General features: G+C 62.1%; 31 protein-coding genes and 1 pseudogene. 20 read left to right on the plus strand and 12 right to left on the minus strand.

Features of this window, described 5'->3' with window-relative positions:
- Nucleotides 1–240: 240 nt before the first annotated feature.
- Both ACU18_RS16055 and ACU18_RS16060 read left to right on the plus strand, forming a co-directional pair.
- On the plus strand, nucleotides 241–660 hold the full coding sequence (locus ACU18_RS16055; protein WP_050687179.1) for a hypothetical protein: 420 nt from the start codon (nucleotides 241–243) through the stop codon (nucleotides 658–660).
- 580 nt (nucleotides 661–1,240) lie between these two features.
- A complete protein-coding gene (locus ACU18_RS16060; RefSeq protein WP_050687181.1) occupies nucleotides 1,241–2,029 on the plus strand; it encodes a hypothetical protein in 789 nt (262 codons plus the stop codon).
- A 683-nt stretch (nucleotides 2,030–2,712) separates the two neighbouring features.
- Here the strand turns inward: ACU18_RS16060 and ACU18_RS16065 are convergent.
- A complete protein-coding gene (locus ACU18_RS16065; protein ID WP_050687183.1) occupies nucleotides 2,713–3,177 on the minus strand; it encodes a hypothetical protein in 465 nt (154 codons plus the stop codon).
- A gap of 201 nt (nucleotides 3,178–3,378) precedes the next feature.
- On the opposite strand from ACU18_RS16065, the gene ACU18_RS16070 reads away from it, so the two are divergent.
- From ACU18_RS16070 to ACU18_RS19975, 3 genes are all read left to right on the plus strand, one after another.
- A complete protein-coding gene (locus ACU18_RS16070; protein WP_050687185.1) occupies nucleotides 3,379–3,687 on the plus strand; it encodes a hypothetical protein in 309 nt (102 codons plus the stop codon).
- Nucleotides 3,684–4,862 carry a hypothetical protein gene (locus ACU18_RS16075; protein ID WP_157407783.1) on the plus strand — a complete coding sequence of 393 codons (1,179 nt, stop codon included), beginning with the start codon at nucleotides 3,684–3,686 and terminating at the stop codon, nucleotides 4,860–4,862. The genes ACU18_RS16070 and ACU18_RS16075 overlap by 4 nt, the downstream gene beginning before the upstream one ends.
- A gap of 626 nt (nucleotides 4,863–5,488) precedes the next feature.
- Complete coding sequence (locus ACU18_RS19975; RefSeq protein ID WP_050687189.1) at nucleotides 5,489–6,142, plus strand: META domain-containing protein; 654 nt, start codon at nucleotides 5,489–5,491, stop codon at nucleotides 6,140–6,142.
- Between the two features lie 1,019 nt (nucleotides 6,143–7,161).
- Here the strand turns inward: ACU18_RS19975 and ACU18_RS16085 are convergent.
- The 3 genes from ACU18_RS16085 to ACU18_RS19980 form a co-directional block, all read right to left on the minus strand.
- A complete protein-coding gene (locus ACU18_RS16085; RefSeq protein ID WP_050687191.1) occupies nucleotides 7,162–7,695 on the minus strand; it encodes a helicase associated domain-containing protein in 534 nt (177 codons plus the stop codon).
- 218 nt (nucleotides 7,696–7,913) lie between these two features.
- Entirely contained in the window at nucleotides 7,914–8,114 is a 201-nt protein-coding gene (locus tag ACU18_RS16090; RefSeq protein ID WP_157371001.1) for a hypothetical protein, read from the minus strand.
- Nucleotides 8,115–8,156: 42 nt separating this feature from the next.
- Nucleotides 8,157–8,375 carry a hypothetical protein gene (locus ACU18_RS19980; protein WP_157371002.1) on the minus strand — a complete coding sequence of 73 codons (219 nt, stop codon included), beginning with the start codon at nucleotides 8,373–8,375 and terminating at the stop codon, nucleotides 8,157–8,159.
- Nucleotides 8,376–8,959: 584 nt separating this feature from the next.
- Here ACU18_RS19980 and ACU18_RS19755 point away from each other — a divergent pair.
- Complete coding sequence (locus ACU18_RS19755; protein WP_157407785.1) at nucleotides 8,960–9,259, plus strand: hypothetical protein; 300 nt, start codon at nucleotides 8,960–8,962, stop codon at nucleotides 9,257–9,259.
- Nucleotides 9,260–9,424: 165 nt separating this feature from the next.
- Here the strand turns inward: ACU18_RS19755 and ACU18_RS20475 are convergent, their stop codons facing one another.
- From ACU18_RS20475 to ACU18_RS16120, 5 genes and pseudogenes are all read right to left on the minus strand, one after another.
- Nucleotides 9,425–9,814, minus strand: coding sequence for an RCC1-like domain-containing protein (locus ACU18_RS20475; RefSeq protein ID WP_050687198.1), 390 nt, complete (start codon nucleotides 9,812–9,814; stop codon nucleotides 9,425–9,427).
- A gap of 576 nt (nucleotides 9,815–10,390) precedes the next feature.
- Complete coding sequence (locus ACU18_RS16105) at nucleotides 10,391–11,473, minus strand: Ig-like domain-containing protein (protein ID WP_197273607.1); 1,083 nt, start codon at nucleotides 11,471–11,473, stop codon at nucleotides 10,391–10,393.
- Nucleotides 11,474–12,019: 546 nt separating this feature from the next.
- Nucleotides 12,020–12,295, minus strand: coding sequence for a hypothetical protein (locus ACU18_RS16110; protein ID WP_050687202.1), 276 nt, complete (start codon nucleotides 12,293–12,295; stop codon nucleotides 12,020–12,022).
- A 36-nt stretch (nucleotides 12,296–12,331) separates the two neighbouring features.
- Nucleotides 12,332–13,613 (minus strand): annotated as a pseudogene (locus tag ACU18_RS16115) (Y-family DNA polymerase).
- A 29-nt stretch (nucleotides 13,614–13,642) separates the two neighbouring features.
- Nucleotides 13,643–14,074: a LexA family protein gene (locus ACU18_RS16120; protein ID WP_050687204.1), complete on the minus strand. Its 432-nt coding sequence runs from the start codon at nucleotides 14,072–14,074 to the stop codon at nucleotides 13,643–13,645.
- 284 nt (nucleotides 14,075–14,358) lie between these two features.
- Here ACU18_RS16120 and ACU18_RS19760 point away from each other — a divergent pair, with 284 nt between their 5' ends.
- Together ACU18_RS19760 and ACU18_RS16125 are read left to right on the plus strand one after the other, a co-directional pair.
- Nucleotides 14,359–14,592, plus strand: a complete 234-nt coding sequence (locus ACU18_RS19760; RefSeq protein ID WP_157407788.1) for a hypothetical protein — start codon at nucleotides 14,359–14,361, stop codon at nucleotides 14,590–14,592.
- A gap of 460 nt (nucleotides 14,593–15,052) precedes the next feature.
- A complete protein-coding gene (locus ACU18_RS16125) occupies nucleotides 15,053–15,775 on the plus strand; it encodes a hypothetical protein (protein WP_157407790.1) in 723 nt (240 codons plus the stop codon).
- 233 nt (nucleotides 15,776–16,008) lie between these two features.
- On the opposite strand, the gene ACU18_RS20480 is transcribed toward ACU18_RS16125, so the two are convergent.
- Nucleotides 16,009–16,248 carry a DUF6924 domain-containing protein gene (locus tag ACU18_RS20480; protein WP_442853719.1) on the minus strand — a complete coding sequence of 80 codons (240 nt, stop codon included), beginning with the start codon at nucleotides 16,246–16,248 and terminating at the stop codon, nucleotides 16,009–16,011.
- On the opposite strand from ACU18_RS20480, the gene ACU18_RS16130 reads away from it, so the two are divergent.
- On the plus strand, nucleotides 16,213–16,836 hold the full coding sequence (locus ACU18_RS16130) for an SRPBCC family protein (RefSeq protein ID WP_157407791.1): 624 nt from the start codon (nucleotides 16,213–16,215) through the stop codon (nucleotides 16,834–16,836). The two genes, ACU18_RS20480 and ACU18_RS16130, sit on opposite strands and share 36 nt — an antisense overlap.
- Before the next feature lie 72 nt (nucleotides 16,837–16,908).
- A complete protein-coding gene (locus ACU18_RS16135) occupies nucleotides 16,909–17,445 on the plus strand; it encodes a DUF3090 domain-containing protein (protein ID WP_050687209.1) in 537 nt (178 codons plus the stop codon).
- Nucleotides 17,446–17,503: 58 nt separating this feature from the next.
- Here ACU18_RS16135 and pcp read toward each other — a convergent pair whose 3' ends face one another.
- Nucleotides 17,504–18,145, minus strand: a complete 642-nt coding sequence (gene pcp, locus ACU18_RS16140) for a pyroglutamyl-peptidase I (protein WP_050687232.1) — start codon at nucleotides 18,143–18,145, stop codon at nucleotides 17,504–17,506.
- A 52-nt stretch (nucleotides 18,146–18,197) separates the two neighbouring features.
- Between pcp and arr the strand changes: the two genes are divergently transcribed.
- From arr to ACU18_RS16165, 5 genes are all read left to right on the plus strand, one after another.
- Nucleotides 18,198–18,608 (plus strand): NAD(+)--rifampin ADP-ribosyltransferase, encoded by a 411-nt coding sequence (gene arr, locus ACU18_RS16145; protein ID WP_050687211.1) that lies wholly within the window; start codon nucleotides 18,198–18,200, stop codon nucleotides 18,606–18,608.
- A gap of 51 nt (nucleotides 18,609–18,659) precedes the next feature.
- Entirely contained in the window at nucleotides 18,660–19,100 is a 441-nt protein-coding gene (locus ACU18_RS16150; protein ID WP_050687213.1) for a VOC family protein, read from the plus strand.
- Between the two features lie 106 nt (nucleotides 19,101–19,206).
- A complete protein-coding gene (locus ACU18_RS16155) occupies nucleotides 19,207–20,403 on the plus strand; it encodes a type III polyketide synthase (protein ID WP_050687215.1) in 1,197 nt (398 codons plus the stop codon).
- Nucleotides 20,404–20,452: 49 nt separating this feature from the next.
- Nucleotides 20,453–21,103: a class I SAM-dependent methyltransferase gene (locus ACU18_RS16160; protein ID WP_050687235.1), complete on the plus strand. Its 651-nt coding sequence runs from the start codon at nucleotides 20,453–20,455 to the stop codon at nucleotides 21,101–21,103.
- A 1-nt stretch (nucleotide 21,104) separates the two neighbouring features.
- Nucleotides 21,105–22,253 carry an FAD-dependent oxidoreductase gene (locus tag ACU18_RS16165; RefSeq protein WP_050687217.1) on the plus strand — a complete coding sequence of 383 codons (1,149 nt, stop codon included), beginning with the start codon at nucleotides 21,105–21,107 and terminating at the stop codon, nucleotides 22,251–22,253.
- A gap of 12 nt (nucleotides 22,254–22,265) precedes the next feature.
- Here the strand turns inward: ACU18_RS16165 and ACU18_RS16170 are convergent, their stop codons facing one another.
- The gene (locus ACU18_RS16170) at nucleotides 22,266–22,679 is read right to left on the minus strand and encodes a nuclear transport factor 2 family protein (protein WP_050687219.1); all 414 of its coding nucleotides are present in this window, start codon (nucleotides 22,677–22,679) and stop codon (nucleotides 22,266–22,268) included.
- Between the two features lie 61 nt (nucleotides 22,680–22,740).
- Here ACU18_RS16170 and ACU18_RS16175 point away from each other — a divergent pair, with 61 nt between their 5' ends.
- The 5 genes from ACU18_RS16175 (at nucleotide 22,741) to ACU18_RS16195 (ending at nucleotide 26,525) form a co-directional block, all read left to right on the plus strand.
- Nucleotides 22,741–23,421 carry a peptide deformylase gene (locus tag ACU18_RS16175; RefSeq protein WP_050687223.1) on the plus strand — a complete coding sequence of 227 codons (681 nt, stop codon included), beginning with the start codon at nucleotides 22,741–22,743 and terminating at the stop codon, nucleotides 23,419–23,421.
- Nucleotides 23,422–23,480: 59 nt separating this feature from the next.
- Entirely contained in the window at nucleotides 23,481–24,359 is an 879-nt protein-coding gene (locus ACU18_RS16180) for a methyltransferase domain-containing protein (protein WP_050687226.1), read from the plus strand.
- A 127-nt stretch (nucleotides 24,360–24,486) separates the two neighbouring features.
- Entirely contained in the window at nucleotides 24,487–24,954 is a 468-nt protein-coding gene (locus tag ACU18_RS16185) for an NfeD family protein (RefSeq protein WP_050687227.1), read from the plus strand.
- 33 nt (nucleotides 24,955–24,987) lie between these two features.
- Nucleotides 24,988–25,929: an SPFH domain-containing protein gene (locus ACU18_RS16190; RefSeq protein ID WP_050687229.1), complete on the plus strand. Its 942-nt coding sequence runs from the start codon at nucleotides 24,988–24,990 to the stop codon at nucleotides 25,927–25,929.
- A 248-nt stretch (nucleotides 25,930–26,177) separates the two neighbouring features.
- Nucleotides 26,178–26,525 carry an RNA polymerase-binding protein RbpA gene (locus ACU18_RS16195; protein WP_013600997.1) on the plus strand — a complete coding sequence of 116 codons (348 nt, stop codon included), beginning with the start codon at nucleotides 26,178–26,180 and terminating at the stop codon, nucleotides 26,523–26,525.
- The last annotated feature ends 27 nt before the right edge of the window (nucleotides 26,526–26,552 follow it).

Raw genomic sequence — 26,552 nt, forward strand, 5'->3', positions numbered from 1 at the left:
TGCTGCACTCATCTGCGACTCCTCGTCTTGCGCGCGCTGGAAAGGTTTTGCGGTTCCATTAAGTCACTCACGACTCCACTCCAGTGGAAAGAACCTTGCCACTTTCTTGCGCTGCGAGGCGCCGGCAAAAGCGCCCGTTAGTCGATCCTTTACCGGACACCTTATGCCAGCCCGTATACCGCTGCTGTGGCTGGTCATGGCACTGTCGGCCGTGTCAGCGGTCAGGATAATGTCTGGATTATGCGTGAGTTGTTGATAGAGGCCCTCAGCTTGTTCTTTGTAGTCGGATGCATAGCGACCTTCCTCTGGATTCGGACGGTTGAGCGCAGGACAAGCCAGCTCGGGTGGACGGATCCACGTCAGGCGTTCGGGAAGCGGCGCCTGATTCAGTTTGCTTTGTGCGTGGCAGCCGCGGCGGGCACCTATTTGATTGCCGTGTCCGGGCCTCTGCGGTTTCCGGGGACCGCAGAGGTTAACGTAGCTGGACTGGTAGCTGTTCTCGTGTCCACGGTTTGGTTCATATTCCGCAGGGACATAGCCCAGTATCAGTACCAGACCGTCATGACAATGTTCAACCGCAACCGACCCGAGAAGGAAGAAGCGCAACGACAGATCAAAGCGATGGCGGCCCTCGGAACTGGGTTCATCGCGTTCTCTTGACGCTGACCCTCCAATAGACCGCCTTAGGATCCTTCACCGGGTGCTGTTTAGCTTCTTGAGTGAAGGGCGCTTTGACCGCCCGGATCATGGACAAGAAAATTGTTACGACCGCAGAAATGCTCACAATCGTCTGCCTCGGCGCTCCAAGTCTGCCCGGCGTAGATCTTCCTCGTCCCAGAATGGAGCATCATTTCGGCGTACACGGAGCATGTTCAGGACTTGGCCAGCGCTGAGCAAAAACCACGCTGCGAAAAGGCAGAAGAACCCAATATTCCAACCGTCGTTCAACCCCTTCGCGAATTCGTTGGTTGCGAGGAGTGCACTGGCTACAATCTGGGTACCGTAAGCCCACATACCGGTCGGAGAAAGCTGCCTCAAATTGGCGTTTCCTCGCCGCGGCTTCAGCGTGCTCCGGTCATTTCGGGGGGATTGCATGAGTCGAACTGATCTCCGTGCAGTTCTTCATTGTCACGGGTTTACTGCCGGAGGAGACTTGAGGCGACGGCATCCAATCTCGGGCCGCCCGCGGGGCCACCCGGCTGCGGGGCCCCACAGGACTTTGTAGCGGCCTGGTGGATCAATGAGTTCCGTGACGCCCCCTGAAAAGGCCGCTAAGAGGTCGTGTCATCTCTTGCCTTTGGCGACTGTCGCCCTGCTTGGATGTCTCAGCGGGTGCCAGTATGAGCCTGACGACGCGTTCCTCGCGTCTGCCACTTCTCCGGTCACGGAGGCTCGCACAGTCCCGCCGCTGCCGGAGAGTCGCGACCCTCGTACGGTCTCACCGCTGCCGGAGAGCGGCGACATCGACGCCGGCACATACCTAGTCCCCGTCGTCGGCTACACGGAGCCTTTCGAGATCACCGTCCCGGACGGCTGGTATACCCTTGACGGCCAAAGCCTGGGCAAGGATGACCCGGGTCACCCGGCTGAATGGGCCGTCTACCTGACTCTTTCGCCCGCGGACTATGTGTCAATGGACGCATGCAGCTGGATGGGCGCTCTTGCCAATGTCGGACCGTCGGCCGAGGCCTTCGTCAAAGCGATGGCGGCACAGTCATGGACGGTAAGCACCCCTCCCGTCCAGGTAATGGTGGGCGATTACTCCGGCTTCGAGTTCGACCACTCCGTCGAGGGTGACGTGGACTTCAAAGCCTGCGGCGCCCGAAGGTTATGTATCCACTCAGAATCTTTCGCCACCTGCTCACACTGGTACTCAACTCAGAATGAACACGAAACCTACCGGGCGATCGATCTGAACGGCCAGCGAGCTGTGGTCTCGGTGGGCTATATCGACGAATTGATCAATTCGGAACTGATGAGAGAGGCACGCGCCGTCTTCGACTCGATCGTGTTCAGGTCCTACAAGTGACCAGTTAATCCGATTGGCGATCCCACCCGCGGCTCCGACTCCTTCTCTGAACTCACCGGGTGTCTCAGATCCGCAGCGCCTCGAAACGCTAGGGTTTCACGGCAGTCTGAGGCGTAGCAGTTAGGGCACCCTCACCGTGCATTTCATCGTTCGGGGTAAACGTACACATCAGGGGCCGACAACGGAGCAGAGGAATGGATCCATGCCTGGCTGAACGCTAAACGACCGGCTTACGGACGGGGCCACTCGGAAGCGTAAAGCCTCTGCTGACCGGTTCCGGAGCGGATATACCTGATGCGGGATGCCTTGACTGGTGTGGCTAGGCTTTGAGCAATGACCGGCGGATGAGTCGGAGCAAGTTCACTGGGGCGTTCGCGGGGACTAGATGAAAAAAATTGAAGCGCCCCGAACATGGGCCGTCTACGCAGGTATCGGGATCGTTCTCTGGGTGGTGTTTGGTGCAATCGATTTCGCTAACAACGGGGCTTCGTGGCGAACGATCGCGTATGCGCTGCTTGAAGCAGGGTCGATTTACCTCTTGTTTAGGGCGATTAGCACCTTGAAGCGCGAGAGAACCCAAGGGCGGTAGCCGCCCGCAGCGGTACCCTAGCCGGGCGCCATACCGTTCATTCCGGCTGTCTTGTATGGCTTGTGTTTCGAAGCGCAGAGGTTGAGCAAGTAAGTCAATCGAAGCTGTGGAGGTACTTGTCTACGTCCGCCCAGATTTCATCTTCGGTCCTTGGGGGGATGTAGTTGCTGGTGAGCTCGTCCCAAAGCTGCCATAGGACATACGCTTCCTCGGCGTCTCGATCGGCATACTCGACTGCTCGAAGGTATTGAACGGCATCTCGGAGGATTTGCCCCCTGGTTCGCTGGCCAGTTTTCCATGAGGCTAGTTCGTATGCCCAGATCAAAGGCCACTGCTTTTCAAGTGGAATGGCTTGGACTTCTAAGTCCTGCAGGGTTGCCGTCCACAAGTCACGGATGTCGTTGGGATCCTCGTTGTCGGCGCCGGCAAGTGTGCGAAGGTTCGCCGAATCCATGCCGTCCGCCAGCCACTGGGCGGCAATGTCAGGAAAGTCGTCGACGTCCAACAGCCCGGAAGTCATCAGGGCCATGGCCTGGTCAGGGGTCGGTTGAAGCTCCATTTGATCAGCCTTACATACGTACCGCACGATTCGAGCGCGTCACGCCATAGGGTCGGGGACGCATATATTGTGCCTTCTCTGCGACGGAGCGGCGCCCCGGTAGAGGATCCTTCACCGGACGCCGGCGCTGCGGAACGGTCAAAGGCTCAAGAAAGAATCAGGGGTCCGCTTTTAGGCGAGGTTTCGTGCGTAACTGTCCGTATGGACTGGGACGAGGCTGGCGGTAGTGGTGTTCTTGGCGCAAGTGCGGGAAATTTGGAGACGAAGGCTTCGCGGGATTTGTATACGTTCGCGGTTCCGGCTGGTGGGCAGTTCCTTTACCTCGATATTGGGACGTATCCCTATTACGGGCGATGGCAGCTGATGTCTCAGGGCACGGGCGCGCAGATCGCGACTGGGCGATGCTGGGCCGGGGACAAGCAGGTCAACAACTTTCCCGCAGGGAACTACACCCTGGATTTTCATGGCGTCAAAGAAGCCCTGGGCACCTACTCTTTCGAGATCCGATGAAGATTGAAGCCAGTGATCTGAGCGTCAGTGAAAAGATGATTTTGCATGAATGGAGGCGGTGTGGAACGGTCCACCTGCGTTTACGCTCAGACTTATCGGTAGATCAGGCTGCTTCATGTTTACGAAAATCCAGGTTGGAACTCGCACTACCCGGCCTTGGGGAAATGGGCCTCGGGGGAGTGGCCGCAACCTCCCAGGGGCCGGTGCTGATCCTTCATGATGTGCCTGACCGCAAAGAGGCTTTGGAACTGGTGCGCAGGATCGCCGATAACTTGCGAGAGCAGGGAGTTACCGGCCGGTTGATGTCCTGCGGGTTCCAAAAGTCTCCCCTCGAAAACTCTGACCGGTTCTTTCCAGCGATAGCGGCCGGGATCAGCCTGCGGGGAAACCCATCATTTGTTCGCCCGGTTCCGAATGCCGGCCGTGCGCGGGCGGAATATCACTGGGATATCGATCCCATGGTGCTGGGGACGGTTTTTGACTATGCCCTTCGCTGGTGCAACGTCCCGTCCGGGAAGTACTTCGTTAACTCTGGGTTGACACAGTTTAAGTGCGAGCAACAAGAGTGCGGGGATCTTCTGTTGGCGGCCTACGGGGCCATCCCCACGGCCGCGCTGACTTGTGCGGCGGGACCCAACGAGGCACGCCGCGTCGCCATTACCAGGGATGGTTTCCTTACGTTTGAATGGTATCTTCCACCCAGCGGCTGGAAGGACGGTGTCGCCGAGCTGACGGGGGTGCTGGAGGCGATGGCCGACTACGCGCAGTACGGACTGGTCAAGAGAATCAACATGCCTGGTTTCACCTGGCAGACCTTGATTGACCTCGACTGGCCAGTCAGGCCCCATTTGCGAACATCGTCCATGTGGGGGCAAGAGCTCATGGCCGGGCTCATTCCTGATGCCTTCGCGGTTCAGCTCCTCAGCAGCACCCACAAGCTTCCGAACTTCAACGGACAGTGGGCTTCCAGACCAGCTGGCCGCTCCTCTCTGCTTCTCACCCACACCGACCTGTCAGCCTGGTTTGACGGGCGTCATCCCCATCAGGAAACTCTTGACGCGGCACGCCACAGCCTGTCCGCGCTCTTCATGAATGATGCGATGCTCAGGGACAAAAAGGCAGACTTCTTCGGAGAACACCTCAGGACGCCGGCTCACACGCTATTCGGGCACTGAACTAGAGCCACTTGGGCGAGCTTATGTCCATTTGTACTAACTCCAGACTGACGTCAGGGCGAGATTTCCCGCATGCGTGACTGTCGGCGGTAAACCACGCCTTTTCACGGTCCTATCGGATGCGCGGAGTAGCCCGCAAGGGGATCCTTTACGGGACATCACAGGGGCGTTTTCGGTAGATTTTTAGCTGTCCCGCTTCCACCTTCACAAAAGGGGATACAGGTGGAATGCTGAGGGCACCTGCCCAGCCTTCCACGGCAGCGGACAGTGGGGACAAGCGAATGCAACGAAGCCAGCCGCGGTTGTGGCGTTCCGGTGTTCCTCTTTTATTTGTTGGGATGCTGCTGACATCGTGCGGTGACATGAGAATAGGCGGGCCAGGCAGCGCCGCGCCCGTCTCCATCGAATCCCCAACGTCAACCAACCCAACTCCGCATTCCAGCAGCACTTCCCCGCCCGAAGAATCATGCGCGGCGTTCCTACCGTCGGCCCCGTGCACGGACTACACGGCCATCTCAGCCACCGGCAACAATCAAGACCTTCCATGGGCAGCTGCCGGCGTGAGCGCGCAGCTGGCTGCCGCACATGGGGAACTTTGGCTTGCTGTATCAACCAAATGCGGACCCATGAGCGGCCCAGCGACCATCACTGGTACCACCCTGACCGTCGGGGACATCGCAATCGGCGCGAGCGGTTGCACTGGCGATTCCGGCGAGCAGCAGCAGTGGGTATTAAATTTCCTGCAGCGCCCGATTGAACAGACCTTCAGCAACGGGAATCTCACCTGGAAGAGCGACAGTGACACACTCAACTTCAGAAAGTCTCCAGGCGAACCGGGAACGGCCGAGCCCACGATAACCTCCACCGGTTCAATCTCTGGTCCTCCTAGCAGCCCACTTTCAGACGGCGGGCCGGTGTCGTGCGTTGACTGGGTCCGGTTCGAAACCCCTCAGGACTTATACGACAACGCCGCCGCGGTGCTCGTTGGAAGGTCCGTCGGCCGGGCCGGCGAAACCAGCATTTATGGTTCCAAGGCAACGACCCACCTTGTTGAAGTCGAGCAGATACTCAAGGGGGATCCCGGAGACGGGAACCTCCACATTTCCTCCATGCCCCCGACCTGCACTGGAAGCGATTCCTACCCCGAAGGGGATCCACTCGATTCCAACCAGAGATTCATCATTTTCGCCGCCAAGCAGGGCGGCGAGTGGTTCACTCTAACCCCCGCACAAGGAGTCTCTCCCTTCCCGCCTAACGCCCAGCTTCCCTTTCACCAGTAAGCCCAGCCGTTGCCGATCAACTCCATGCGTTCTCATAGTTACCGCTAAAGGATCCTTTACGGGGCCCTGCGTTGTCATTGAGAGTGCTTGTCCCATGTTTCGGGCTCCGGGCGCAGCACGTTTAGGCCGAGTAATTTCAATCGTCTGAAGCGACAATGACGTGAAGGATGCAATACCTGAAAGCGGGCACCTAAGCAGTCACTCAGCGGACCCCCCCATATCTTGCGACATACTGTTCTCGTTGGCCGCTATCCAACAACACAGAAGAAGGGAGTGCACGGGTCCATACCCGTTCACTCCCTTCGCTGGCTACGGCCCGGGGGATTAGTCCTTACTAGACCCCATTAACCAGTCCGAAAATTGATAGTCCCAGGCCGAAAAGAGCAAGCGATGAGCCCGTGATTCTGATGAGGAAAAGCTGTCGTTTTTGAAACCTGATTCGATCAGTATCTGTTGCGAGAAACGGGTGGGATCTGCCTGCGATCCTAGCTAGGCGTTTCGAAATTAGCCATCCGAAGATGCCGGCTGCCAGAACAACCAGGCCTGCGATCAGTACGGGCGTCATGGCATGTTCCCCCTAGTGCAGCTTGGAGTAATCAGTGAGATTCAACGAATGAGGGTTCTTCCCGTCGCTCATCGGAGACCCTGGTATCCGCCGAAGAACCTCACGAACTGCCTCGAACTGGAAGGCAGGCTTCCCCGCGGGTTCGAGATCTGACGGGAAGCGTTCTACCGGCACTTCGGCGCCCTCGTGCGTGAGCGATCTCCTACTCATCGAATGACGCCCAACGTCGCTTCGGTAGAAGGCTGATTCAGCAGGAAAAGGACCAAGCAGGTCGCAACGAGAACCAAACCAGGGACACTTGAGATGACAGTTCTTTTTCTGAACTCCGGTGATCGTCCACGGCGATCTGCCGTTTGCCAGAGAAAGTAGCTTATTCCGAACCCCACGAAGAAGATGCAGCCAGCAACCAGGTAGAGAAGTGCCATGTTCTTGTCCTAACTATTGCTTCAGATATCTACGCCTGCGGTCCGCGGTTGCTGTGTTTCCTGCCGGCCCGCCACCCTGGGAGTGTGGTGTCGAGCATTGCTGCTTTCCGTGGTTCGAGCTTTGAGGCGCGAGCGGTGATCCGTTGGCCATGGAGCCAGAGGCCGAGTTGGCGTTCGTATGGGTCGGTGGTCTTGTTGTGTCGGGGCCAGTCGTTGCCCTCGGCGCGGTAGGCGACGAGTGCTGCGAAGCGGGTGGCCCAGCGGGTTTCGTCCCGTTCCCGGGCCGTGGTCCCGCCAGCGGAGGGGAGCCGGCCCGTGCTGTGGAAGAAGGTAAGGATTTCTTGGAGGTTGGTGCGGCCGGCGGTGGTGGTCCTTGGTGTGCGGGGGAGTAGCTGTTGGTTTGCCTCAGCAAGGCCGGGGTCCTGCCGTTTAGCCAGGGCGAGGTGATATCGGACCGAGGAGCCGGCGACTCTGGCCAGGGTAGCGATCTTCCGGGCGGGTATGCCCTGTCTGTACATCTGGACCCATTCGGGGTTCGGCGCTGCACGCCGGCGCTCGGTCATTTCCTAGGCATTCCTCGCTGTGCTGATCGTCTCGGGGGCGTCGGGGCCTATTTTCGTCTGTTCATACGTTTATAGATGATGAACGCGCACAGACTGATGATGCGGAGACCGGGTCCGATGATCTCTGTCTGCATTGCATCGCGGAATGCTTCTCTACCCGAGATGGTGGCGAGCACTTCAGGCGCCCCTGCTTTCGTGGTCTTGTTTGCTGTCGCGGGTTACGGCTCTTTGTGGCCACGTTCCTGCGAATAGAGGTACAGGGCCCCGCATGCAGCTATCCCGAGTGCAAGGAAGAAGACGAGCCAGTTTTGTTGGCTGAGAGCAATGAACACGCCAATGATCATGAACACCAAGGCACTGACGCCGAAACCAGCAGCGATGAGACGGCTCCGGTCACGATTCGACTTTGGCAGCATCAAAACTTCTCCTTGAACGGATAGCGTGGCAGATGTTTCGGGGCCTCACCGTGGCGCATCACGGTGATCTCTTTCATTGACGTAGATGTATCCCGCTGCGGCGAGGGTCACTGCAGCTGGGATGAGAAGAACGAACCAGTTTGAGCTTTCAATGCCGACGTAGACGGCCAAAACCCAGGAAACGACGGCCATAACGCAGTAGCCAAGCCCGACTTTCCTCGCCCGGGACCGGTTGCTGTCTGGTTTGCCCTTGCCTGTGAACATGCGCCCCAATCTGTAGAGAGCCTGACGCTCATCATCCCGGAGAGTTCATGCCGGTGGAGCTTCCTTTCGTATTTCTTTCGCAATGTCTTGTAGGCGCCTCCGCTCGAATTTCTCGCCACGGCTGACCGGGAGGCCTAACCAGTCTCTGCACCGCACCCAACGGCCCACCCTGGCGCGAATTCACCGAGAACAGAGATCTCGACCTGGACTTCGAACTCCACTACTAACCGGTCCCTTGCCCACTACGCTGGGTGATGAGCGGATGTTTCACTGCTCTACGAAATCCCTCCGGCCTCAGGCTGGAGGGATTTCGTTTTTCGCTTCGGATCTACAAAGAATTCTGAGTCCTATTCAGTTGATCGTTCAGAGCTGGAAGGACGATTACCCGCGGCCGTCCTGGGCAGTACAGCCGGCTGGCACGAGCCTCCTGATCAATCGCCGGCGATCGCGGCAGACCTGATGGCCTTCCCCGTGTCTCATAAGTAAAGGGGGAGACCTCAACATAGGTCCGCGTCAGTATGACTGCCACGGCGCAAGTTTTGGAGCAAGCGCAGCAACTCTGACTGCTCGAAAAGCAACTGATCATGCTCCAGCGCTATACGCCGGTCTTCCGCGGCTATCTGTCTCGCATTCCGGCGATCCAGCGCGGAAATGACCAACGCAATTATCGCGGCTACGACGGCCGCGACCACGGCGGCAACCTGAACCCAGAGGGCTATTTCTTCTTTCGTCATGGCTCCACGGTATGTGGCGTCGCCGTGCTACGTGGCCTTGTAAGAAAAGGGGTCTCACTTAGAAGCTGGGAACCTGTCGGCGGCAGCACTCACAAACGACGTATTGTGAGAATTGATCTAATCGAGAACAAAGCTTTCCCTTTTTATTAGAGCTCAGCCCACGTGTATCGGCACACTCGAGTCTGTGGTGGTGCCGTCGCCTAGCCGTATTGACCGCGGTCGTTGTGACCCCAGGCCCATACGCCCCATCAGTCTTTACCGCGTATCCCGATTCGTAGGCGGTGGTCATGTTCTCAACGCCCGCCAGCTGCGAGACTAGGACGGGAATGGTGGATAGATTGGGACTGAAGTTCCCGAGCTGGCCGTAGTCGTTACTGCCCACGCCCACACCGTTCCGTCAGTCTTCACCGCGTGGACCGAGAAAGAGTCGGCAACCACGTTTCTGACCCCGGTTAAACCCGTTACCTGGACCGACACGTAGGAGTCGGTGGTGGTGCCGTTCCCAAGTTGGCCAAAGAAGCTGTTCAGGCCCCAGGACCACACCGTCCCATCGGTCTTCACCGCGTAAGCAGAACAGTAAGGGCTGACGATACTCTGAACGACGGTTAGGCCCCTGACCTGCACCGGCACGAAGCAGAGATATTGCTCAGGAAGTACCAGCCGGATACCGAACTGCTGGACCTTTCTCAGATCCACAAAGCACACCTCGTTTTAACGTGTCGGCATACTCCTTCAGGAAATCAAATGACAGAGAAAAGTGCTTCCGAAGCAGCCGGCTCCTGTGCCGGTCTCGCAAAAGAAACGACTTATGCCGACTGCTGCAGCGCAAAAGAGGACTCCACTACCTCCCGTGGATCCTCACTCCGGAAACACCGCTGTTGCTCATGACGAGGATCGAATCAATGACCTCCCGGTAAGGGGCCGGTGCCGGCATAACCCCTCTGACAACCTCAACTTTGGAATGTTCGGAAACTGGCGCGACGATTGGGACAACACATTGCCCTGAGTGGCCACGACAGGTCACTCCAGCCCCAGCGCCGGCCGGCAGCCGTACCGCATCGCAAGCGACTTCTGACTGCTTTGACATCCCTGCTGTCTCCCGCAGGGCTGCATCGCCGGATCTCAGTGATGCGCGTCGACTCAGGTGTCAGTCACTCTCCAGGGCCGGCGGGTGTACATTCGATGCGCATATGCGGGCCTTTCATCAGACCGCAAGGGATCCCGGCCGGACGTTTGTCCGGCCGGCTGATCACATCAGCAGAACATCACCGGGCGCCGGCATCAGCTGCCGATGATGACCGTCCTTGCCGGAGTAAACACCGCCATATAGGAACTGGAGCCAAGGTACCTGGCCTGAAGGACATGCTTCCCATACTTCAGCGTCGAATGCGTGTAGCCCGCTTTGCCGTTGACCAGCTTCACCGGCGACCCTACTTTGGTGTTCCAGTCGTAAAATTGCACCCATCCCGAAGGCGTGGCTCCGCCAACAACACCGGGTTTGATCACCGCTTGGACCGTAACGGCAGTCCCGGCCGGAATGTCACCGTGATGCGAGGAATGAAACTCGGTCTTCACCGCACCCAGTGCAGGCGTGACTGTGTAGGTCACCGGCGCGGACGTCGACGATCCGTAGTTACCTAGCTGGTCCACGTACCTTACGGTGAACATGTGCTGTCCCGCGGGCAGGTTAGTGACGGTAAAGACGTACTGCCACCCCGCCCCTATGTAGTGGTAATCGACCTCAACGCCGTCGATCTCCAGGATGTATTCCCCAACGGGGCGTCCGGTGAGCGGACCGGAAGGCAGCGCCGTGGTCCGGGCCGTGATGGTGATGGGTAGGCCAGCGACGGACGATCCGGCCGGACTGACGGTGATAGCTGTTTGGGTTTTTGGTCCGCTGATGCCCTGTATCGCGAATCTGATGGTCTTGGGCGAAAAGTTGGCGTCGCCCGAATACGCCGCCTTGAAGTAATTCGCCCCCAGAGAAAGAGCGGGCGAGTCCATGAACGTCACGCCCAAGAACGGCTCATCGGTGTTTACATCGCCTACGCTCAGCACCTTGCCGGTGGTGTCGGACAGTAGGCTGACGGTGCCGGACGGGACTTTGGTGCTGGGCAGCGCCGAACTAACCCACGCCACAACCTGTATCGAGTTGTTCGCGAACGCCAGGTCAGACTCGTAGGCAACCAGGCCAACTTCCGACCGGCCCGTCGTGTAGGTGCCGGCCGTACCGGCAGCCTGCGCCGGCGCCGCGAAGCCCGCACACGCGATGATCGCGGCGGCCATCAATGACAGGACTGGGGAGATCCGATACCGCAGGCTGCGGGCTGCTGCTGGGGCAGTGGACTTGGATGAGTTCTCCATGGGGTACCGACTCTCTTTTTCCGATGACATAACGTCACGGAAAGCCCCAGCACCTCCGCAGGCCTGGTGTGGCCAACACCCACAGAATAGGCCCGCTCCAGGGAATGCGATAGGTGTCCGGCTGCGCGAAGTCCGGGACTGGTCTGATTCCCCCTATATGGAGAAAATTCAGCAGGGCTCACCGTGGCTTCCATCTCAACCCCCGCTGAGGCCGGGGACAACGACCTCATGCGGCCAGGCGACCCGTCCTGCCAGGAATAATTCTGTCTTCGTTTCATCGTTGCTACCGGCCTTGGCAACGAAACTCTGACTCCTCGTTCGCGGCCCGCCACAGGAAGACCTCGGGGTCACAGACCAGCTGCGCACGGCGGCTGGGGCAGCGGCCCGGGACGCTGAGTAGCGGTGGTACCTAACGCACCGCAGTTCGCGAATTTCTCTGGTGCGTCCCCTGCCGGCCAAACCGTGGAAGTGGACCTTGGTGTCGACTGGCGCGCGGCCGAGCCCTGGACCGCCTGCCCATGCAGCACCGCCGCGGCCGTGGTGGGGTTAGGCGGCGTCATCGATGGAGGTCAGGATCCAGTGGTCGGTCATCGCTGGCTGGCGCAGCTGCATGGTCCGTAAGGGGGCGCCGCCGTGGAGTTGGACCTGGACTTGCCAGATGGTGACGTCAACAACGGCGGCGCCGGCGGGCACTCTTGTCTGGTTTTCCCACCAGGATTCGCGTTCGTACCGGCGCACAGGGTCCGCGGCGACGCCCCAGATGTGTCCGTCGTACCTCACCGCCAACGGGGTGCCGTCGAGGGTGAAGCGGACGTCGACCACGGGTGCTGTGCTGTGGGGTGTTCGGGGTGGGGGTGGTTAGCCGGCTTTGGCTAGGGGCAGTTCGTCCCAGTGGGTGGTGTATCGGGGGGGAGAGCATGTCGCGTTTCATGGTCCAGTTCAGGCCTTGGCGGATCCCGCCGTGCCCGAGTCCGATGGATCCACGGCCGTAGCGTTTGGTGACGTTTTCAACGAGGGTGCCGATGTGGCGTTCTTCGTGCGGGTTCTCGAACAGGGAGAGGGGGGATTGGTTTCCGGAGGGGCGTAGGTCGGTGACCATGATCCCGGCCCTGGCGTAGCGGATGCCGTCGACGATTTTGGGCAGCAGCGCGTGGGCTGCCCGGGTGAGGAGGACCGGGTCCGCGGTCGGCATGGGCAGCGGTACACACACGGAGGGGTAGGAGGTGTCTTGGGGGTTGAAGTGGGAGGTCCCGGCGAAAGCGGTGAGGACTTTGGCTTGCTGGTTGTGTTTGGCCAGCCGGGCTGCGGCTTGTTGTCCGTAGACGCTCATGACCTGCCGGATCCCTGCGGCGGTGGTGATGGGTGTGGCGAACGAACGGGAGAAGATCAGTTGTTCCTTCCCGATACGTTCTTCTTCCATGGGGATACAGGGGGGGCCTTGGAGTTCCAGGACGGTGCGCATCATGACAACGGAGAACCGGTCCCTGATCATGACGGGGTTTGCGGCGGCGAGGTCGTGGATGGAGTGGATCCCCAGGGCGTTGAGGCGTTTGGTGAGTCTGGTGGCCACGCCCCAGATTTCGATGACGGGCAGGGATCGCATTAGCCGTTGCCGTTCCGCTGTGGGCACGGAGTCCCAGTGGCAGACCCCGGCGAATGCCGGGTTGTTCTTCGCCCATTTGTTCGCCAGTTTCGCCAGGGTCTTAGTTGGTGCGATCCCGACACAGACCGGGACCCCGATATGGGCCCGGACGGCGTCTTTTATCTCCCGGCCCAGGGTGCGGAGGTGGGTGGGTTCGCCTTTGACGCCGAGGAAGGCTTCATCGATGCTGTAGACCTCGAGCCAGGCCGAGTACCGGCCCAGCAGCTCCATGACCCGTGAGCTGATGTCGCCGTAGAGCTCGTAGTTACTCGACAGTGCGATCAGCCCCCATTCCTTGGCGCGGGGGGCGATTTTGAACCACGGGTCACCCATACCGATACCGAGGGCTTTGGCTTCGGGGGAGCGGGTGACTGCGCACCCGTCATTGTTCGAAAGCACGATCACGGGTTTGCCTTCCAGGGACGGATTGAACGCCCGTTCCGCGGAAGCGTAGAAGCAGTTCACATCCACATGGGCGAGCTGCGGCATATGCCGCATCAACGCTGGCTTCGACACGGACCGCGCCCCTAGACGTGGTGAAGGCATCGGGTCGCGACACCCCAAATGGTCAGATCCGACAGGGCCGGGACTTCAATGTCGGGGTAGCGGGGGTTCTCAGACTGCAGGATCACTTTGCCGGCGGTGATCCGCAGCCGTTTGATGGTCAACTCACCGTCCAGGACAGCGACAACAACGGACCCGTCTGTGGGCCGCAGGGCACGGTTGACGATGAGCTCATCCCCGTCGCTGATCCCCGCGCCCTCCATCGACTCCCCGGACACCCGCACCACATAGGTGCTGGTGACGTCCTTGATCAGGTGCGCATTCAAATCGATCCGCCCATCAAAATAGTCCTGCGCCGGCGAGGGGAAACCCGCCGCGACCGGCATTGGAGAGAGTAACGCCGAAACCAACGACACGCCCGCATCTATCACGCGGGGACCAACAACAACGCTCACAACACACCTTTATTCGAATATATGTTCGACTCTTTGAGTGTATGCCGGGACGCTGACATTCGGGGTGCCGACCGGGAGGGTTGAACCCACGGGGGACAGCTTTGAGCTGTTCGCAAGGGCTTCATCTGCCCGCCAATGGGCACTGCCGACCTATAGCAAGGTCCACAGCGCAGCAGGAACTCGGGGATCCCGATTCGACTGGCGACGTGGCGGGGACGTGCGGGCTCGGCGCCTGCAGGGCTGCTCTGTAACCCGTGCCCGCGGGGTTCTGCTAAGTTGTCCGGGTGAGGTTCTTTCCCTACCTGGTGGCCATCTTCCTGACGGTGGCCGTGGGGGTTGTGGCGTTTTTGGAGGTGCCGCTTTGGTCGAAAGCCCTCGCCGTGGTGTGGATTGCATCCCCATGGGTTGTGAACGCGTTCCGGCTGAGACAAGGCAAGCGGATCGCTGCTGAGTTAGCTTCGCACTCTTCAAGCTCAGTGCAGGACCGGATTCTGCACGACTACCGTCAGCGCCAATAGCACTCTGAATTAGCCCCTGAGTCCCATTGATGCCTGTACAAACATCCCGGGCACGGCAAAAGCTCAACCCCTCCGGGCCTTTGTCGAGCACGGGGAAACGGAACCCAACTGACCGGATGACCACACAGAGATCCCCGCATCTTCAGGATCCAGGTGGGTCAGAGGAAGAGTCCCGCACCAGCTGGTCACTGGCGGCACCCCCGTGGCGGATTTCCAGCCGGGGGAGTAGCGGGTGGAATGTAAAGCAGGTACTGATTACTGTGCCCGGTTTGCGATTGGGCCGCATAGCTTGGTGGGTATCGCGCCAGGCAGCGGTGGCAAGGAGGGGGTAAACCCCGCCCGGCCGCTTCTGTGCGTGAGCAGCACGGCCGTATCAGCCTGGGGCAGGAACTCCCAGGGTTACGGTTCCGGGACATGCCCCGAAACTCGGGGCGGCCGGCGAACTGAAGGGGATCAGTCCATGCAAAGGCGCACTACATTCACAGCCCTCGTCCTGACCGCATTCTTTGCCCTCGCGGGGTGTGGAACAGGCACCGGAACAGAACCAGTAACCTCCGCTGCACCTGAACCATCCGCCAGCCCGGAGCCCAGCCCTGCGAAGACCTACACGGATGCAGACCTCAGCTCTGTGCTGGCCACCCTGAAGGACGCCCAGGGCCGCGACCTGACGGTGGTTCCCGCGGCGCAGATCGACCAGGGCATCATCAAAGCCAAAGAGCTCCTGAAAACAGCCGTGTTCACCCCGCCGGAGTGCAAAGCCTTTTCCGATAGCAATGCCCAGGTCCCCGAAGGCAGCACCTACGCCGCCGGAACCACCGTGTCAGCGGAAGAAAAGACATCGATCGTGGTGACCGTCATTGCCCTCAAAAACGCCCAGGAAATGACCGGTCAGCTGGAAGCTTCACAAAAAGCGGCCGCCGCGTGCAGCAACTTCACCATCGAACTTGGCGGACAGAAGATCACCACCGAAGTCCAGCAAATAACCGCGAAAACCGCCGGAGACCAATCATTCGCCGCCCTGGGCAAACAAACCCTTGCCACCGGGGAAACCCAGACAACGCTGACCATGACGGGCATCAAAGGGACCCTGGCAGCCACAGCAGTGAAAGCCGGGCCGGCAGTCACCCCGAACGACGCACCGGATTTGGCCCAACTCATCGACGCCATCCTGGCCCACGGCTAACGAAACACCCTGCCACGAAGTCCACGGTGTATGGCGCAGGGCACCGTCGCCGGACGCGTGGTGATCATGGAAAAAATGCGAGGATTCTTGTCCTACTTGACATAATGTAGATTATCGGCGTTTAGAACAATCGAGTAGAAGTGGCTATGAAAACTCCCGGCCCATCACGAATCCGACGACGCGTACTCGGCCGCCGCTAACGCCCATGTACTGTTCAAGTTGTTATCGACTCCTCAAAGTTCATTGGCAACGCACCGGAATGATTCATGTGACAAGTCGCCCAAGTGAACTACCAATAGCGGATAGTCAGGTTCTAGAGCGGCGCTGTCCACAATGAAGATAACGACTGCTTGTTTGTCTGTTTCCAGAGCCGCACGACGGACCTGCCCGGGGAGCCGCTCCGTGCCACGAATACCCGCGCAGGCCAGTTTGGGAATGTGGCGGAAGAGAAGCTGAGTGTAGGCTCGCACCATCAAGGTTTGTACCGACCAATCGGCTGGGGGGAAGCATTGGCCACCGACTCAGTTTCGTTGATTGCCGAGCAGAAACGTTCGGCACGTGCCTACGCCGGCCGCAGCCGCATCGGTGGACTGGCGCTCCTCGAGGAACCGGATGAAGTATGTGAGTTACGTGTGGAATCTTGGTTGCCTCGGCCGGCTGACGTTGTGATCGATTTCTGCCTCCAGCGTCAAAATTTCATTGCGATTATGCCTGGCGCCATGCAGGTCATTTGGTCGTCAACCGAGACGGGCGAACTGGGCGGCACCTACCATTTCCGTTGGTGGCTGAAGAACGTGGTCCCTGTGCAGTGGGTGGCGTTCATCGACTCCTACAGGCCAGGTTCTGGATTCAGCGACCAGCAGGTGCGGGGCTTCTTCCGGTACTTCCACCACACCCATACTGCGGTGGACGACGGCGCCGGGAGCCGCTATACCGACACCCTGCGTTTCGCCGGTCCGTTCGGGGCACGGGTGGACCGCACGTTGCTCGTGGGCCAGCTGCGCAGGACATTCGAAGCACGGCATCAGCGGATGAACCGGATGCTCCCGGTACTCCCCTAGCCATCGAACCGCCGACGCCCCGAAAACGCCGGGCGAAAGACGCCATGAACCCCATGTGCCTAAGATATTCACATGCCTACACGTGTTCACGAGTTTGCCTGGCCTGACCGGGTCGTCGTTGGCACCATCGGCCTCCCCGGGGCGCGCACGTTTTATCTGCAGGTGCGCGCCGGGACGCAGATCGTGACCATCGCCCTTGAAAAGCAGCAGTCAGCCCTGCTCGCCGAAAAGGTCGACGAAATCCTCGACCAACTCATCACCATCGACGGCAACCCGTTCAGCGTCCCCACGGGCACTCCCATCGAACTTGTCGACAACGACCAGCTCGAGCCCGTCCAGGAACAGTTCCGGACCGGCGCGATGAGCCTCGGGTGGGACCCCACGACGGCGCAGGTTGTCGTCGAGGCCTACCCGCTCACCGACGCCGATCCCGAGGATATCGACGACGCTGAGGAAACCGAAAAACTTCTGGTCCGGATGCCCGTAGGAACAGCCCGCGCGTTCGCCAAGCGCACGCGCGAAATCGTGGGTGCCGGACGTCCGATGTGCCCGCTCTGCGGTTATCCCATGGACGCCGACGGGCATACCTGCACAGTTCCCGAAGGCTGACGCCGACGGCGCGCACCGGGAGGTCCTGCAATATAGGCAGCAGCCCGCAAAGCAAGGCTTAGTGGGTGGCGCCGGCTGACATTTCAACATCGGTTCGGGTGCGCAGGCTTGCGCGGACGACGGCGGCGATTCCGTTGGCTGCCGTTTCCACCGTCATCGACGGGGCGGCGCTGCCCGGCGGGACTTGTTCTGGAAGGTACGGAAGGTGGACAAAGCCGCCCCGGGCACCGGGCCTGTCCGCGAGGGCATGCATCAGGGCGTAAAAAATGTGGTTGCACACGTAAGTGCCTGCCGTCTGCGAGACCTCGCCGTCGATGCCCGCAAGGTTGAGATCCCGAAGCGCAGCCTTGATGGGAAGGGTGGAGAAGTATGCGGCCGGTCCGCCGGGGACAACTTCCTGATCAATGGGCCGCCCGCCCTTGTTATCCGGGATGCGGGCGTCATCGCAGTTGATGGCCACGCGTTCGAGGGACACCCGTCCCCTGCCGCCCGCCAGGCCTGCGCAGACCACCAGCTCCGGATCCAGTCGGGTAATGGCTTCCCGGAGGACCTCCGCCGATTCACCGAAGACGCAAGGCAGCTCCATCGCCTCCACCGCAAGGCCTTCGGCCCGAAGGATCGCCACTGCCCGGCGCGCAGCCAGCCAGGATGGATTTATTTTCTCGTGTCCGAACGGCTCGAAGCCGGTAATCAGGATCATGGGTTCCACCCTAACCAGCCTGCCTCTCCCCCGGCATGCCTAGACTGAAAGCGTGAGCCAACCCCTGGATGAAGGACCGTTCTTTCACGGTACAAAAGCCGATCTCCGCGACGGCGATTTCCTCAGGGCCGGATTCCGGTCCAACTATCGTCCGGAGGTGGTGATGAACCATATCTATTTCACCGCCCTGAAGGACGGTGCCGGACTCGCCGCGGAACTCGCACCTGGCGACGGGGCCCCGCGCGTCTACGCCGTGGAGCCCACCGGGGCGTTCGAAAACGACCCCAACGTGACCGACAAAAAATTCCCGGGGAATCCCACCCGGTCGTTCCGCAGTGCAGAGCCGCTGCGGGTCATCGGCGAGGTCACTGACTGGACCCGACTGACGCCCGCTGCGCTGCTGGCCTGGCAGGAGCGGCTGGCGGTACTGCGCTCGGACCAAAGTGCCAAAATCATCAATTGACCAGGATCCTGCCCTTTCCAGGGCCCGGCCCGGCTGGGTAGCGTGCTGTGCATGGCCATCAAACTTGAAAACGTCGGCATTGCCGTTCGCGACATCGAAGCAACCATCGCCTTCTTCACCGACCTCGGTCTCACAGTGGTGGGCCGGGACACCGTCAGCGGAGAATGGGCCGATACCGCCGTGGGCCTCGACGGCAACCATGCCAAAATTGCGATGCTCCAGACACCCGATGGCCACGGCACCCTGGAGCTCTTCGAATACATCCATCCGGACGCCATCGAAACGGAGCCCACCCTCCCCAACGAGATCGGCATGCACCGCGTCGCGTTCTCCGTCGACAACATCGACGCTGCCCTGGAGATCGCCGCGAAGCACGGCTGCCGGCCACTGCGTGGAGTTGCCACTTACGGGGACGTCTACAAACTCTCCTACGTCCGGGGCCCCAGCGGAATCATCGTGATGCTCGCCGAGGCATTGAACACAAAAAACTGACGGCTGCGCCGAAGCAGGGCTGCTCACCGGCTCCCCCATCAACAGATTGTGCAGGTCAACGGCCCAAAGCATTGTCTTCTTCCGGAGGCTCGCCAAGAATGAACCAATGACGGTCTATGTGCGGGCACTCGAAACAGCAGTTCCAAAAACCACCCTGGTCCAGTCCGAGGCGCGTGACGTGTTCGCTGCCCAACCCGGCTTGACCCGGCTCGGATCGCGGCTGGTCAGCACGTGTTTCGACTCGGCCGCCATCGACACCCGCTACACCGCCGTGGATGAACTGACCAAGGACTTCCGCGCGGACGATCCGCAGTTCTTCGACCCGGCCACCGGGCTCCTGCTGAATCCCAGCACCAAGGTGCGCAATGAAATCTTCGGCCGGGAAGCCACCAAACTTTTTGTTGAAGCTGCCGCTGCAGCCCTCAGGGCCTGCCCTGACCTCAGCCCGGGCGACGTCACGCACCTCATCACGGTGTCCTGCACCGGCTTCTTCAACCCCGGCCCGGACTACAAAATCGTCCGGGAATTGGGACTGAACCCCTCTGTGCAGCGTTACCACCTCGGCTTTATGGGCTGTTATGCAGCTTTTCCCGCCCTCCGCGCCGCGAAGCTGTTCTGCGAGGCGGACCCGGGCGCCGTGGTGCTGGTGGTTTGTGCAGAACTCTGCTCGTTGCACGTCCGGACCTCCAACGACCCCGACACCATCATGGGGTCGGCGCTGTTCGCGGACGGAGCCGCGGCCGCCGTCGTGACCTCCCAACCCGCCCCGGACGGGACGGCGCTGCTGCAGCTGGACCACTTCGAGACGGTCCTGACGCCGGTGGGCGAGGACTCCATGGCGTGGAACATCGGTGACCACGGCTTCGAGATGGTTTTGGGCAACTACGTCCCGCACATCATCGATGACCACATCGTAGCGGCGCTCGAGCCGCTCCTGGCCCGCGACCCGGACCTGGTGCCGCTCCCCTACACCGCCATCCGGCACTGGGCCATCCATCCCGGCGGGCGGAGCATCCTGGACAAAGTCCAGTCCCGCCTGGGCCTGACGGACCAGCAGCTGGTGCCGGCCCGGGAAACCCTCCGCAACTACGGCAACATGAGCAGCGCCACCGTCCTGTTTGTCCTCAAGTACATTGTGGAACAGGAACCGGAGCCGGGCGATGAACGGATCTGTTCCATGGCTTTCGGGCCGGGCCTGACAGTGGAAACTGCCCTGTTCACCAAACTGCCGAGCACCTCCGCCGCGGCCGGCAGCGAAACCGTTTCCGGCCGAGCCTCGCTGCAGGAAGCGCCGGTGGCCTGACCCGGTGAGACTCCTGCTGAGCGAGCGGGCGGTGGACGCCGTGGAACTGATGGACCGCCCCGACTGCAATCCCGTGCTGCTCGAAAATACCTACCGCCAGTTCGGCCCGGTGAACCGGCTGTTTTCCGGCTGGCGGGGACTGTACCGCCGGGAACTGCGGCCGCTCCTCGCCACGGCGGTCTGGCCGGTCTCCCTGCTGGACATCGGCTGCGGCGGGGGCGACCTCGCCACCCTGCTTGCCCGGTGGGCCGCCCGGGACGGGCTGCGGCTTGACCTGACGGGCATCGATCCTGACCCCCGTGCTGCCGCGTTTGCGTTGCGGCGCCCTGCCCGGCCGGGTGTCCTGTTCCGCCAGGCCCACAGCCGGGACCTTGTGGCCGAGGGACGCAGGTACGACGTGGTGATTTCCAACCACGTCATCCATCACTTGCCGCCGGAACAGCTCAACGAGCTGCTGTCCCACTCCGAACAGCTGGCCACACGATCGGTCCTGCACAACGACCTGCGCCGCAGCCCCACGGCGTTTGCCCTTTTCAGCGCCGCAGCCCTGCCGTTCCGGAGCTCCTTCATCCGCGCGGACGGGCTCACCTCCATCCGGCGCAGCTATACCCCGGCCGAGTTGCGGGCTGCCGCTCCCCAGGGGTGGCAGGTGGAACTGAACCAGGCGTTCCACCAGGTCCTCACCTTCCGGCACGGCTGATATGGAAACGGATGTGGTCATAGTGGGCGGCGGTCCGGTGGGGCTTTACCTGGCTGCCCTGCTGCTCCAGGCCGGCGTCCGCGTCCGGGTCCTGGAGCAGCGGCCATCCCCCAACGGGCACTCCCGTGCCATCGGCATCCACCCTCCGGCGCTGGCGGCGCTTGCGGACGTCGGGCTTGCCTCCGCCCTGGTCCACGCCGGCGTCCCCATCCGCCGCGGCCTGGCCATCAGCGGCGGCAGGACGGTAGGTGCCATGGAATTCAGCAGCGTTTCGCGCCGTTATCCCTTTGTCCTGGCGCTCCCCCAGCACCGGACGGAGCAGCTCCTGGCAGAACGCGTCCGGACCCTGGACCCGGACGCGCTGGTGCGGGGTGCACGGGTCACGGGCGTAGCGGACGACGGCGGACAGGTTGCCGTCAGCGTTGGGCCCGGCCTGGGTGCCGCGGACCCGGCCCGCGGCTACGCGGCACAAGTGGTCATCGCCGCGGACGGGGCCCGGTCCGGCCTGCGGCAGCAGCTGGGTGTACCCGTCGCCCGGAAAACGTATCCGGACCATTACCTGATGGGTGATTTCGCCGATGCCGGCACCCATGGAGAAAAGGCCGTCCTGTTCCTGGAACGGCACGGCATCGTGGAATCCTTTCCGCTGCCCGGTGGCGTCCGCCGCTGGGTGGTCCGCCTCGGGGCACCCGCAGCCGCCACGGATCCGCTGCATCTTGCCCACCTGGTCCGAGACCGGACGGGAATCCTGCCCGAGCCAGGCAGCAACTCCATGCTGAGCGCCTTCTCCGTCCACACCACCGCCGCCCGGAAAACAGTCCTGGGCCGGGTGGTCCTGCTGGGTGATGCCGCCCATGAAATCAGTCCCATCGGCGGGCAGGGCATGAACCTGGGTTGGCTGGATGCCCAGGCCCTGGCCCCCTTGATCCACCGCGTGCTGGCCGGCACCGCCACGCCCGCGGAGGTGTGCCGCTATGAGTCCGGCAGGCGGCAGGCCGCCGCCCGGGCCGCCCGGCAGGCCGGAATCAACATGATGCTGGGCCGGCCGCTCCCACCGGCGTTGCTGGGCCTGCGGAACGCCGCCCTGGCCGCGGTCGCGTCCAGCCCGCCTGTGAACCGCTGGGTGGCCCGCCGGTTCACCATGCAGTGACCGGGGCGGAGCCTACCGGTAGTAGCAGTCGTAGCTGGCCTGGCTGGTGATCAGGCCGTCGCTGACTTCGAACACGGAGGAAGTGCTGGCGCGGATGGTTTCGCCGCGGTCCCAGTAACGCAGGTCCATGCGGACCGTGGCGGACCAGTCGGCTTCCACCACAACGCGTCCGTCCCCGCTGGTGGTCCGCTTGATCACAAACTCCTGGCCGGAAACAACTTCGGAGCTCTGGTCCGCTCCTTGCAGCACCTGGGCCAGGTTCCGGGTGGCACCCTCGGGCGCCAGCAGGTGCGGCGCCTCCACCAGCGTGAAGGTATCCGCCAGGAAGGGCCTCAGTTGCGCCGCGCCGCCGCCGGCTTCCAGGGTCCGGATGAACTCGAGCACCAGCTCACGCGGGGATGAAACACGTTGGGGTTCAGTGGCCATGCCTTCGAGACTAACCCAGCCGCCGGCCGTGCACGCCCGGCGGCGCCGCTAGGCTTTGCCCATGAGCAACAATCCCCCGGAAGCAACCCAGAGCCCGGCGCAGATCGCCGAACAGGTCGAGGCCATGCTGGCCACCGGTGACCTGCCGCCCATTGTGCAGGCGGGACACCCGGTACTGCGGCAGCGTGCAGCCGCCTACGACGGCCAGCTGCCCGGCGACCAGCTGGAACGGCTGATCGAGTTGATGCGGCGGGTTATGCATGATGCGCCCGGCGTGGGACTCGCCGCACCGCAGTTGGGCATCCCGCTGCAGCTGGCGGTCCTGGAGGACAAATTCGACGTCGACCCGGAGGCGGCAGCGCTCAGGCGGCGGGAACCGCTGGACTTCCTGGCCATCGTCAATCCCCGGTACACGCCGCTGGGAGCCAGCCACGCCTCGTTCTACGAAGGCTGCCTGTCGCTGAACGGACTGCAGGCAGTGGTGGCCCGGCCGGAAACTGTCCGGCTCGACTTCCTGACGGTCGACGGCGGTGCGGTGCAGCGGGAATTTTTTGGCTGGCAGGCCAGGATTGTCCAACATGAGACGGACCACCTGAACGGGGTTCTGTACGTGGACCGCGCCCAGTTGCGCTCGCTGAGCAGCAACGCCGAATACGCTGCGCACTGGGCGGGCCCCGGCATCGACAAGGCCAGCGAAGGGCTGGGGTTCGACGCCGGACCGGCGGGTATCAGCGTCGCCTGACGGCAGCGGCCGCGGCACTGCGCCGGGCAGCGCCGGGTCCGCCGCCTAAAGTGGTATCCATGCCCTTTGCCCCGCACCTTTCCCTGCTGTGCCCGGTATGCCGGCAACCCTTCGAGCCTTCCGGAGCCCATCCGCAGGCCGGGAAGCGGCTGGTCTGTCCGGCAGGGCACAGTTTCGACGCCGCACGGCAGGGCTACTTCAACTTTCTGGTCGGGAAAGGGACGGCTTTCGAGGCGGACTCTGCCGCCATGGTCGAAGCCCGCCACTCCTTCCTCGCCGCGGGGCATTACCTGCCGCTGGCAACCGCCGTGGCAGCCGCCGTCGTCCGTGTCCTGCCGGCTACCGGCGCGGCGGTCCTTGATTCCGGCACCGGGACGGGCCAGTACCTTCGGGTGCTCCTTGACCAGGCAGCGGCAACGGCCCCCGCTGCCTACGGCCTGGACATCTCCAAATACGCGCTGCGGCGGGCAGCCCGGCTCAACCCGGAGGCCATGAACCTGGTCTGGGACATCTGGCAGCCGCTTCCCCTGGCAACAGATTCCGTGGACGCCGTCACGGTGGTGTTCGCGCCCCGGAATCCTGCCGAGTTCGCCCGGGTCCTGCGGCCCGCCGGTCGGCTGGTGGTGGTCACCCCCCGCAGCGGCCACCTCGCCGAACTCGCTGCGCGCACCGGGATGCTGGCCATTGAGGAGGGTAAGGACGCGCGGCTGGCTGCTGCCATGGCCTCGCATTTCGATCTCGAATCATCCTCGGACATCGACATTCCGTTGTCACTCACGGTGTCGCAGGCAACGGACCTGGCTTTTATGGGGCCAGCCGGCCACCACCTGGGCCGCGAGGCCATCGCCGGCAGGCTCGCGGGCAGCAGGGAGCCCGTGACTGCCGAAGCCCGCCTCAAGCTGTTGGTGTTCACCCCTGCGCAGACGCCGGCGGAGTAACGACTTGGCCAATATCCCGGCCCGCACGGATGCGCCCGCCCCCTCCGGGAGGCGTCCGGACTAGGATGGAAGTGCAGTGACTGGGGGGTCTGCGGCACGCGGCTCCACGAAGCAGAGGGGGAACGGCATGTTCGAATGGCTGGGCGAAAACTGGTGGGCATTGTGGCTCACCGCGTTCCTGGCATTTGCGGTGATCGAGATGATCACCCTCGACCTGTTCTTCATCATGCTGGGCGGCGGCGCCCTTGCGGCCCTGGTTGCCGACTTCGCCGGCGCCGAGGGCTGGCTGCAGATCATCATTTTCTGCGTCGTTTCGCTGCTGATGATTGCCTTCGTCCGCCCCGTGGCCCTTTCGCACATCAAGAAGGGTCCGGCTGAGCAGCGGACCAACGTGGACCGCCTGATCGGCGAGTCCGCCGTGGTGATGGAAGCCGTCACCACAGCCGGCGGGCTGGTAAAAATCGGTGGCGACATCTGGAGCGCACGCTCCTCCGCGGGCGACCTGCCCGCCGGCCAGCACGTGGTGGTGGCCGCCATTGAAGGCGCCACAGCAGTGGTGTCAACGCCGCCACCGGCCACCCCCGCCCAGTCCTGACAGAGTCTTATCAATTGGGGAAAGAGGAGATGTATGGAAAACGCAGGAGGGACCGCCCTGGCCATTGTGCTGGTAGTCCTGATCATATTTGTGGTGATTGTCCTGGTCAGGTCGGTGCGGATCATTCCGCAGGCCCGGGCCGGCGTGGTGGAGCGGCTGGGTAAGTACCAGCGCACGCTCAATCCCGGCCTGACCATCCTGATCCCGTTTGTGGACCGGCTGCTGCCGCTGCTGGACCTGCGTGAACAGGTGGTTTCGTTCCCGCCGCAGCCCGTGATCACCGAGGACAACCTGGTGGTCTCCATCGACACGGTGGTCTACTTCCAGGTCACCGACGCCCGCGCCGCGACCTACGAGATCGCCAACTACATCCAGGCCGTGGAACAGCTCACCACCACCACCTTGCGCAACGTGGTGGGCGGGCTGAACCTCGAAGAGGCGCTCACCTCCCGGGACCAGATCAACGGCCAGCTCCGCGGCGTCCTCGACGAAGCGACCGGCCGCTGGGGCATCCGGGTGTCCCGGGTGGAGCTCAAGGCCATCGATCCGCCCCACTCCATCCAGGATTCGATGGAGAAGCAGATGCGCGCCGAGCGGGACCGCCGTGCGGCCATCCTCACGGCTGAGGGTACCAAGCAGTCCGCCATCCTTACGGCCGAAGGCCAGCGGCAGTCGTCCATCCTGAAGGCTGAGGGCGACGCGAAAGCGGCGATCCTCCGCGCCGACGGTGAAGCGCAAGCCATCCAGAAGGTCTTCGACGCCATCCATAAGGGCAACCCTGACCAGAAGCTGTTGGCGTACCAGTACCTGCAGACCCTGCCGAAACTTGCCGAAGGCACGTCGAACAAGCTGTGGATCATCCCCAGCGAACTCACTGAGGCACTGAAGGGAATCGGGGGCGCCCTGGGCGGCACCAACCCGGATCCCTCAGCGGACGGATTCGCCGCCACCCCGGCAGCGCCCGCCCAGCCCTGAACCACCGGGCTGATTGCCCGGGAGGGGATCCGCAGTAACCTGCGGGTCCCCTCCCCTGTTTTGTGCCTGCGCCGGTTGAACCGGTATACTCGGGTATTTGTCCGGCTGGAGCAATCCGCTGGAACAACACAGCTTCGCGATGCGTTGAATCCTATGATGCAGCACAGAGCACAAAGAAGTCCGGCGGTGCTTCGTTACTGCCGGCCAGCGCGGGTTTTCCTACCGCGTAACGACCAGAGGGAGAAATCATGAGCGATCGCAGCCTGCGGGGCATGCGCCTTGGCGCGCAGAGCATGGAGACCGAGTCCGGCGTCGAGCCGGCGCCGCGCCAGCGGGTCGAGTACCGCTGCGAAGACGGCGAGCAGGTTTTTGTCACCTTCTCCTCCGAAGCGGAAATTCCCCCGGTCTGGGTTTCGAAGACCGGCAAGGAAGCGCTCCTGGTGGACGGCGAACGCCCCGACACCAGCAACGACAAAGCTGTCCGCACGCACTGGGACATGCTGCTGGAACGCCGGTCCCTTCCCGAGCTGGAGCAGATTCTTGAGGACCGCCTGACCATCCTGCGGGAACGCCGCGGAGAGCGTCGCTCAGCCTAGCTGCCGCAACAGAAAAGGGGCCATCCC

The organism is Arthrobacter sp. ZBG10 (assembly GCF_001238605.1).
Taxonomy (GTDB): Bacteria; Actinomycetota; Actinomycetes; order Actinomycetales; family Micrococcaceae; genus Arthrobacter.

What these genes read in the sequence shown, in the direction of transcription:
- ACU18_RS16055 (WP_050687179.1), top strand. Translation starts at nt 241, where the DNA reads ATGCGTGAGTTGTTGATAGAGGCCCTCAGCTTGTTCTTTGTAGTCGGA.
- ACU18_RS16060 (WP_050687181.1), top strand. Translation starts at nt 1,241, where the DNA reads ATGAGTTCCGTGACGCCCCCTGAAAAGGCCGCTAAGAGGTCGTGTCAT.
- ACU18_RS16065 (WP_050687183.1), bottom strand. Translation starts at nt 3,177, where the DNA reads ATGGAGCTTCAACCGACCCCTGACCAGGCCATGGCCCTGATGACTTCC.
- ACU18_RS16070 (WP_050687185.1), top strand. Translation starts at nt 3,379, where the DNA reads ATGGACTGGGACGAGGCTGGCGGTAGTGGTGTTCTTGGCGCAAGTGCG.
- ACU18_RS16075 (WP_157407783.1), top strand. Translation starts at nt 3,684, where the DNA reads ATGAAGATTGAAGCCAGTGATCTGAGCGTCAGTGAAAAGATGATTTTG.
- ACU18_RS19975 (WP_050687189.1), top strand. Translation starts at nt 5,489, where the DNA reads ATGAGCGGCCCAGCGACCATCACTGGTACCACCCTGACCGTCGGGGAC.
- ACU18_RS16085 (WP_050687191.1), bottom strand. Translation starts at nt 7,695, where the DNA reads ATGACCGAGCGCCGGCGTGCAGCGCCGAACCCCGAATGGGTCCAGATG.
- ACU18_RS19980 (WP_157371002.1), bottom strand. Translation starts at nt 8,375, where the DNA reads ATGTTCACAGGCAAGGGCAAACCAGACAGCAACCGGTCCCGGGCGAGG.
- ACU18_RS19755 (WP_157407785.1), top strand. Translation starts at nt 8,960, where the DNA reads ATGCTCCAGCGCTATACGCCGGTCTTCCGCGGCTATCTGTCTCGCATT.
- ACU18_RS16105 (WP_197273607.1), bottom strand. Translation starts at nt 11,473, where the DNA reads ATGGAGAACTCATCCAAGTCCACTGCCCCAGCAGCAGCCCGCAGCCTG.
- ACU18_RS16125 (WP_157407790.1), top strand. Translation starts at nt 15,053, where the DNA reads ATGCAAAGGCGCACTACATTCACAGCCCTCGTCCTGACCGCATTCTTT.
- ACU18_RS20480 (WP_442853719.1), bottom strand. Translation starts at nt 16,248, where the DNA reads ATGGTGCGAGCCTACACTCAGCTTCTCTTCCGCCACATTCCCAAACTG.
- ACU18_RS16135 (WP_050687209.1), top strand. Translation starts at nt 16,909, where the DNA reads ATGCCTACACGTGTTCACGAGTTTGCCTGGCCTGACCGGGTCGTCGTT.
- pcp (WP_050687232.1), bottom strand. Translation starts at nt 18,145, where the DNA reads ATGATCCTGATTACCGGCTTCGAGCCGTTCGGACACGAGAAAATAAAT.
- ACU18_RS16150 (WP_050687213.1), top strand. Translation starts at nt 18,660, where the DNA reads ATGGCCATCAAACTTGAAAACGTCGGCATTGCCGTTCGCGACATCGAA.
- ACU18_RS16155 (WP_050687215.1), top strand. Translation starts at nt 19,207, where the DNA reads ATGACGGTCTATGTGCGGGCACTCGAAACAGCAGTTCCAAAAACCACC.
- ACU18_RS16160 (WP_050687235.1), top strand. Translation starts at nt 20,453, where the DNA reads ATGGACCGCCCCGACTGCAATCCCGTGCTGCTCGAAAATACCTACCGC.
- ACU18_RS16165 (WP_050687217.1), top strand. Translation starts at nt 21,105, where the DNA reads ATGGAAACGGATGTGGTCATAGTGGGCGGCGGTCCGGTGGGGCTTTAC.
- ACU18_RS16170 (WP_050687219.1), bottom strand. Translation starts at nt 22,679, where the DNA reads ATGGCCACTGAACCCCAACGTGTTTCATCCCCGCGTGAGCTGGTGCTC.
- ACU18_RS16175 (WP_050687223.1), top strand. Translation starts at nt 22,741, where the DNA reads ATGAGCAACAATCCCCCGGAAGCAACCCAGAGCCCGGCGCAGATCGCC.
- ACU18_RS16180 (WP_050687226.1), top strand. Translation starts at nt 23,481, where the DNA reads ATGCCCTTTGCCCCGCACCTTTCCCTGCTGTGCCCGGTATGCCGGCAA.
- ACU18_RS16185 (WP_050687227.1), top strand. Translation starts at nt 24,487, where the DNA reads ATGTTCGAATGGCTGGGCGAAAACTGGTGGGCATTGTGGCTCACCGCG.
- ACU18_RS16190 (WP_050687229.1), top strand. Translation starts at nt 24,988, where the DNA reads ATGGAAAACGCAGGAGGGACCGCCCTGGCCATTGTGCTGGTAGTCCTG.
- ACU18_RS16195 (WP_013600997.1), top strand. Translation starts at nt 26,178, where the DNA reads ATGAGCGATCGCAGCCTGCGGGGCATGCGCCTTGGCGCGCAGAGCATG.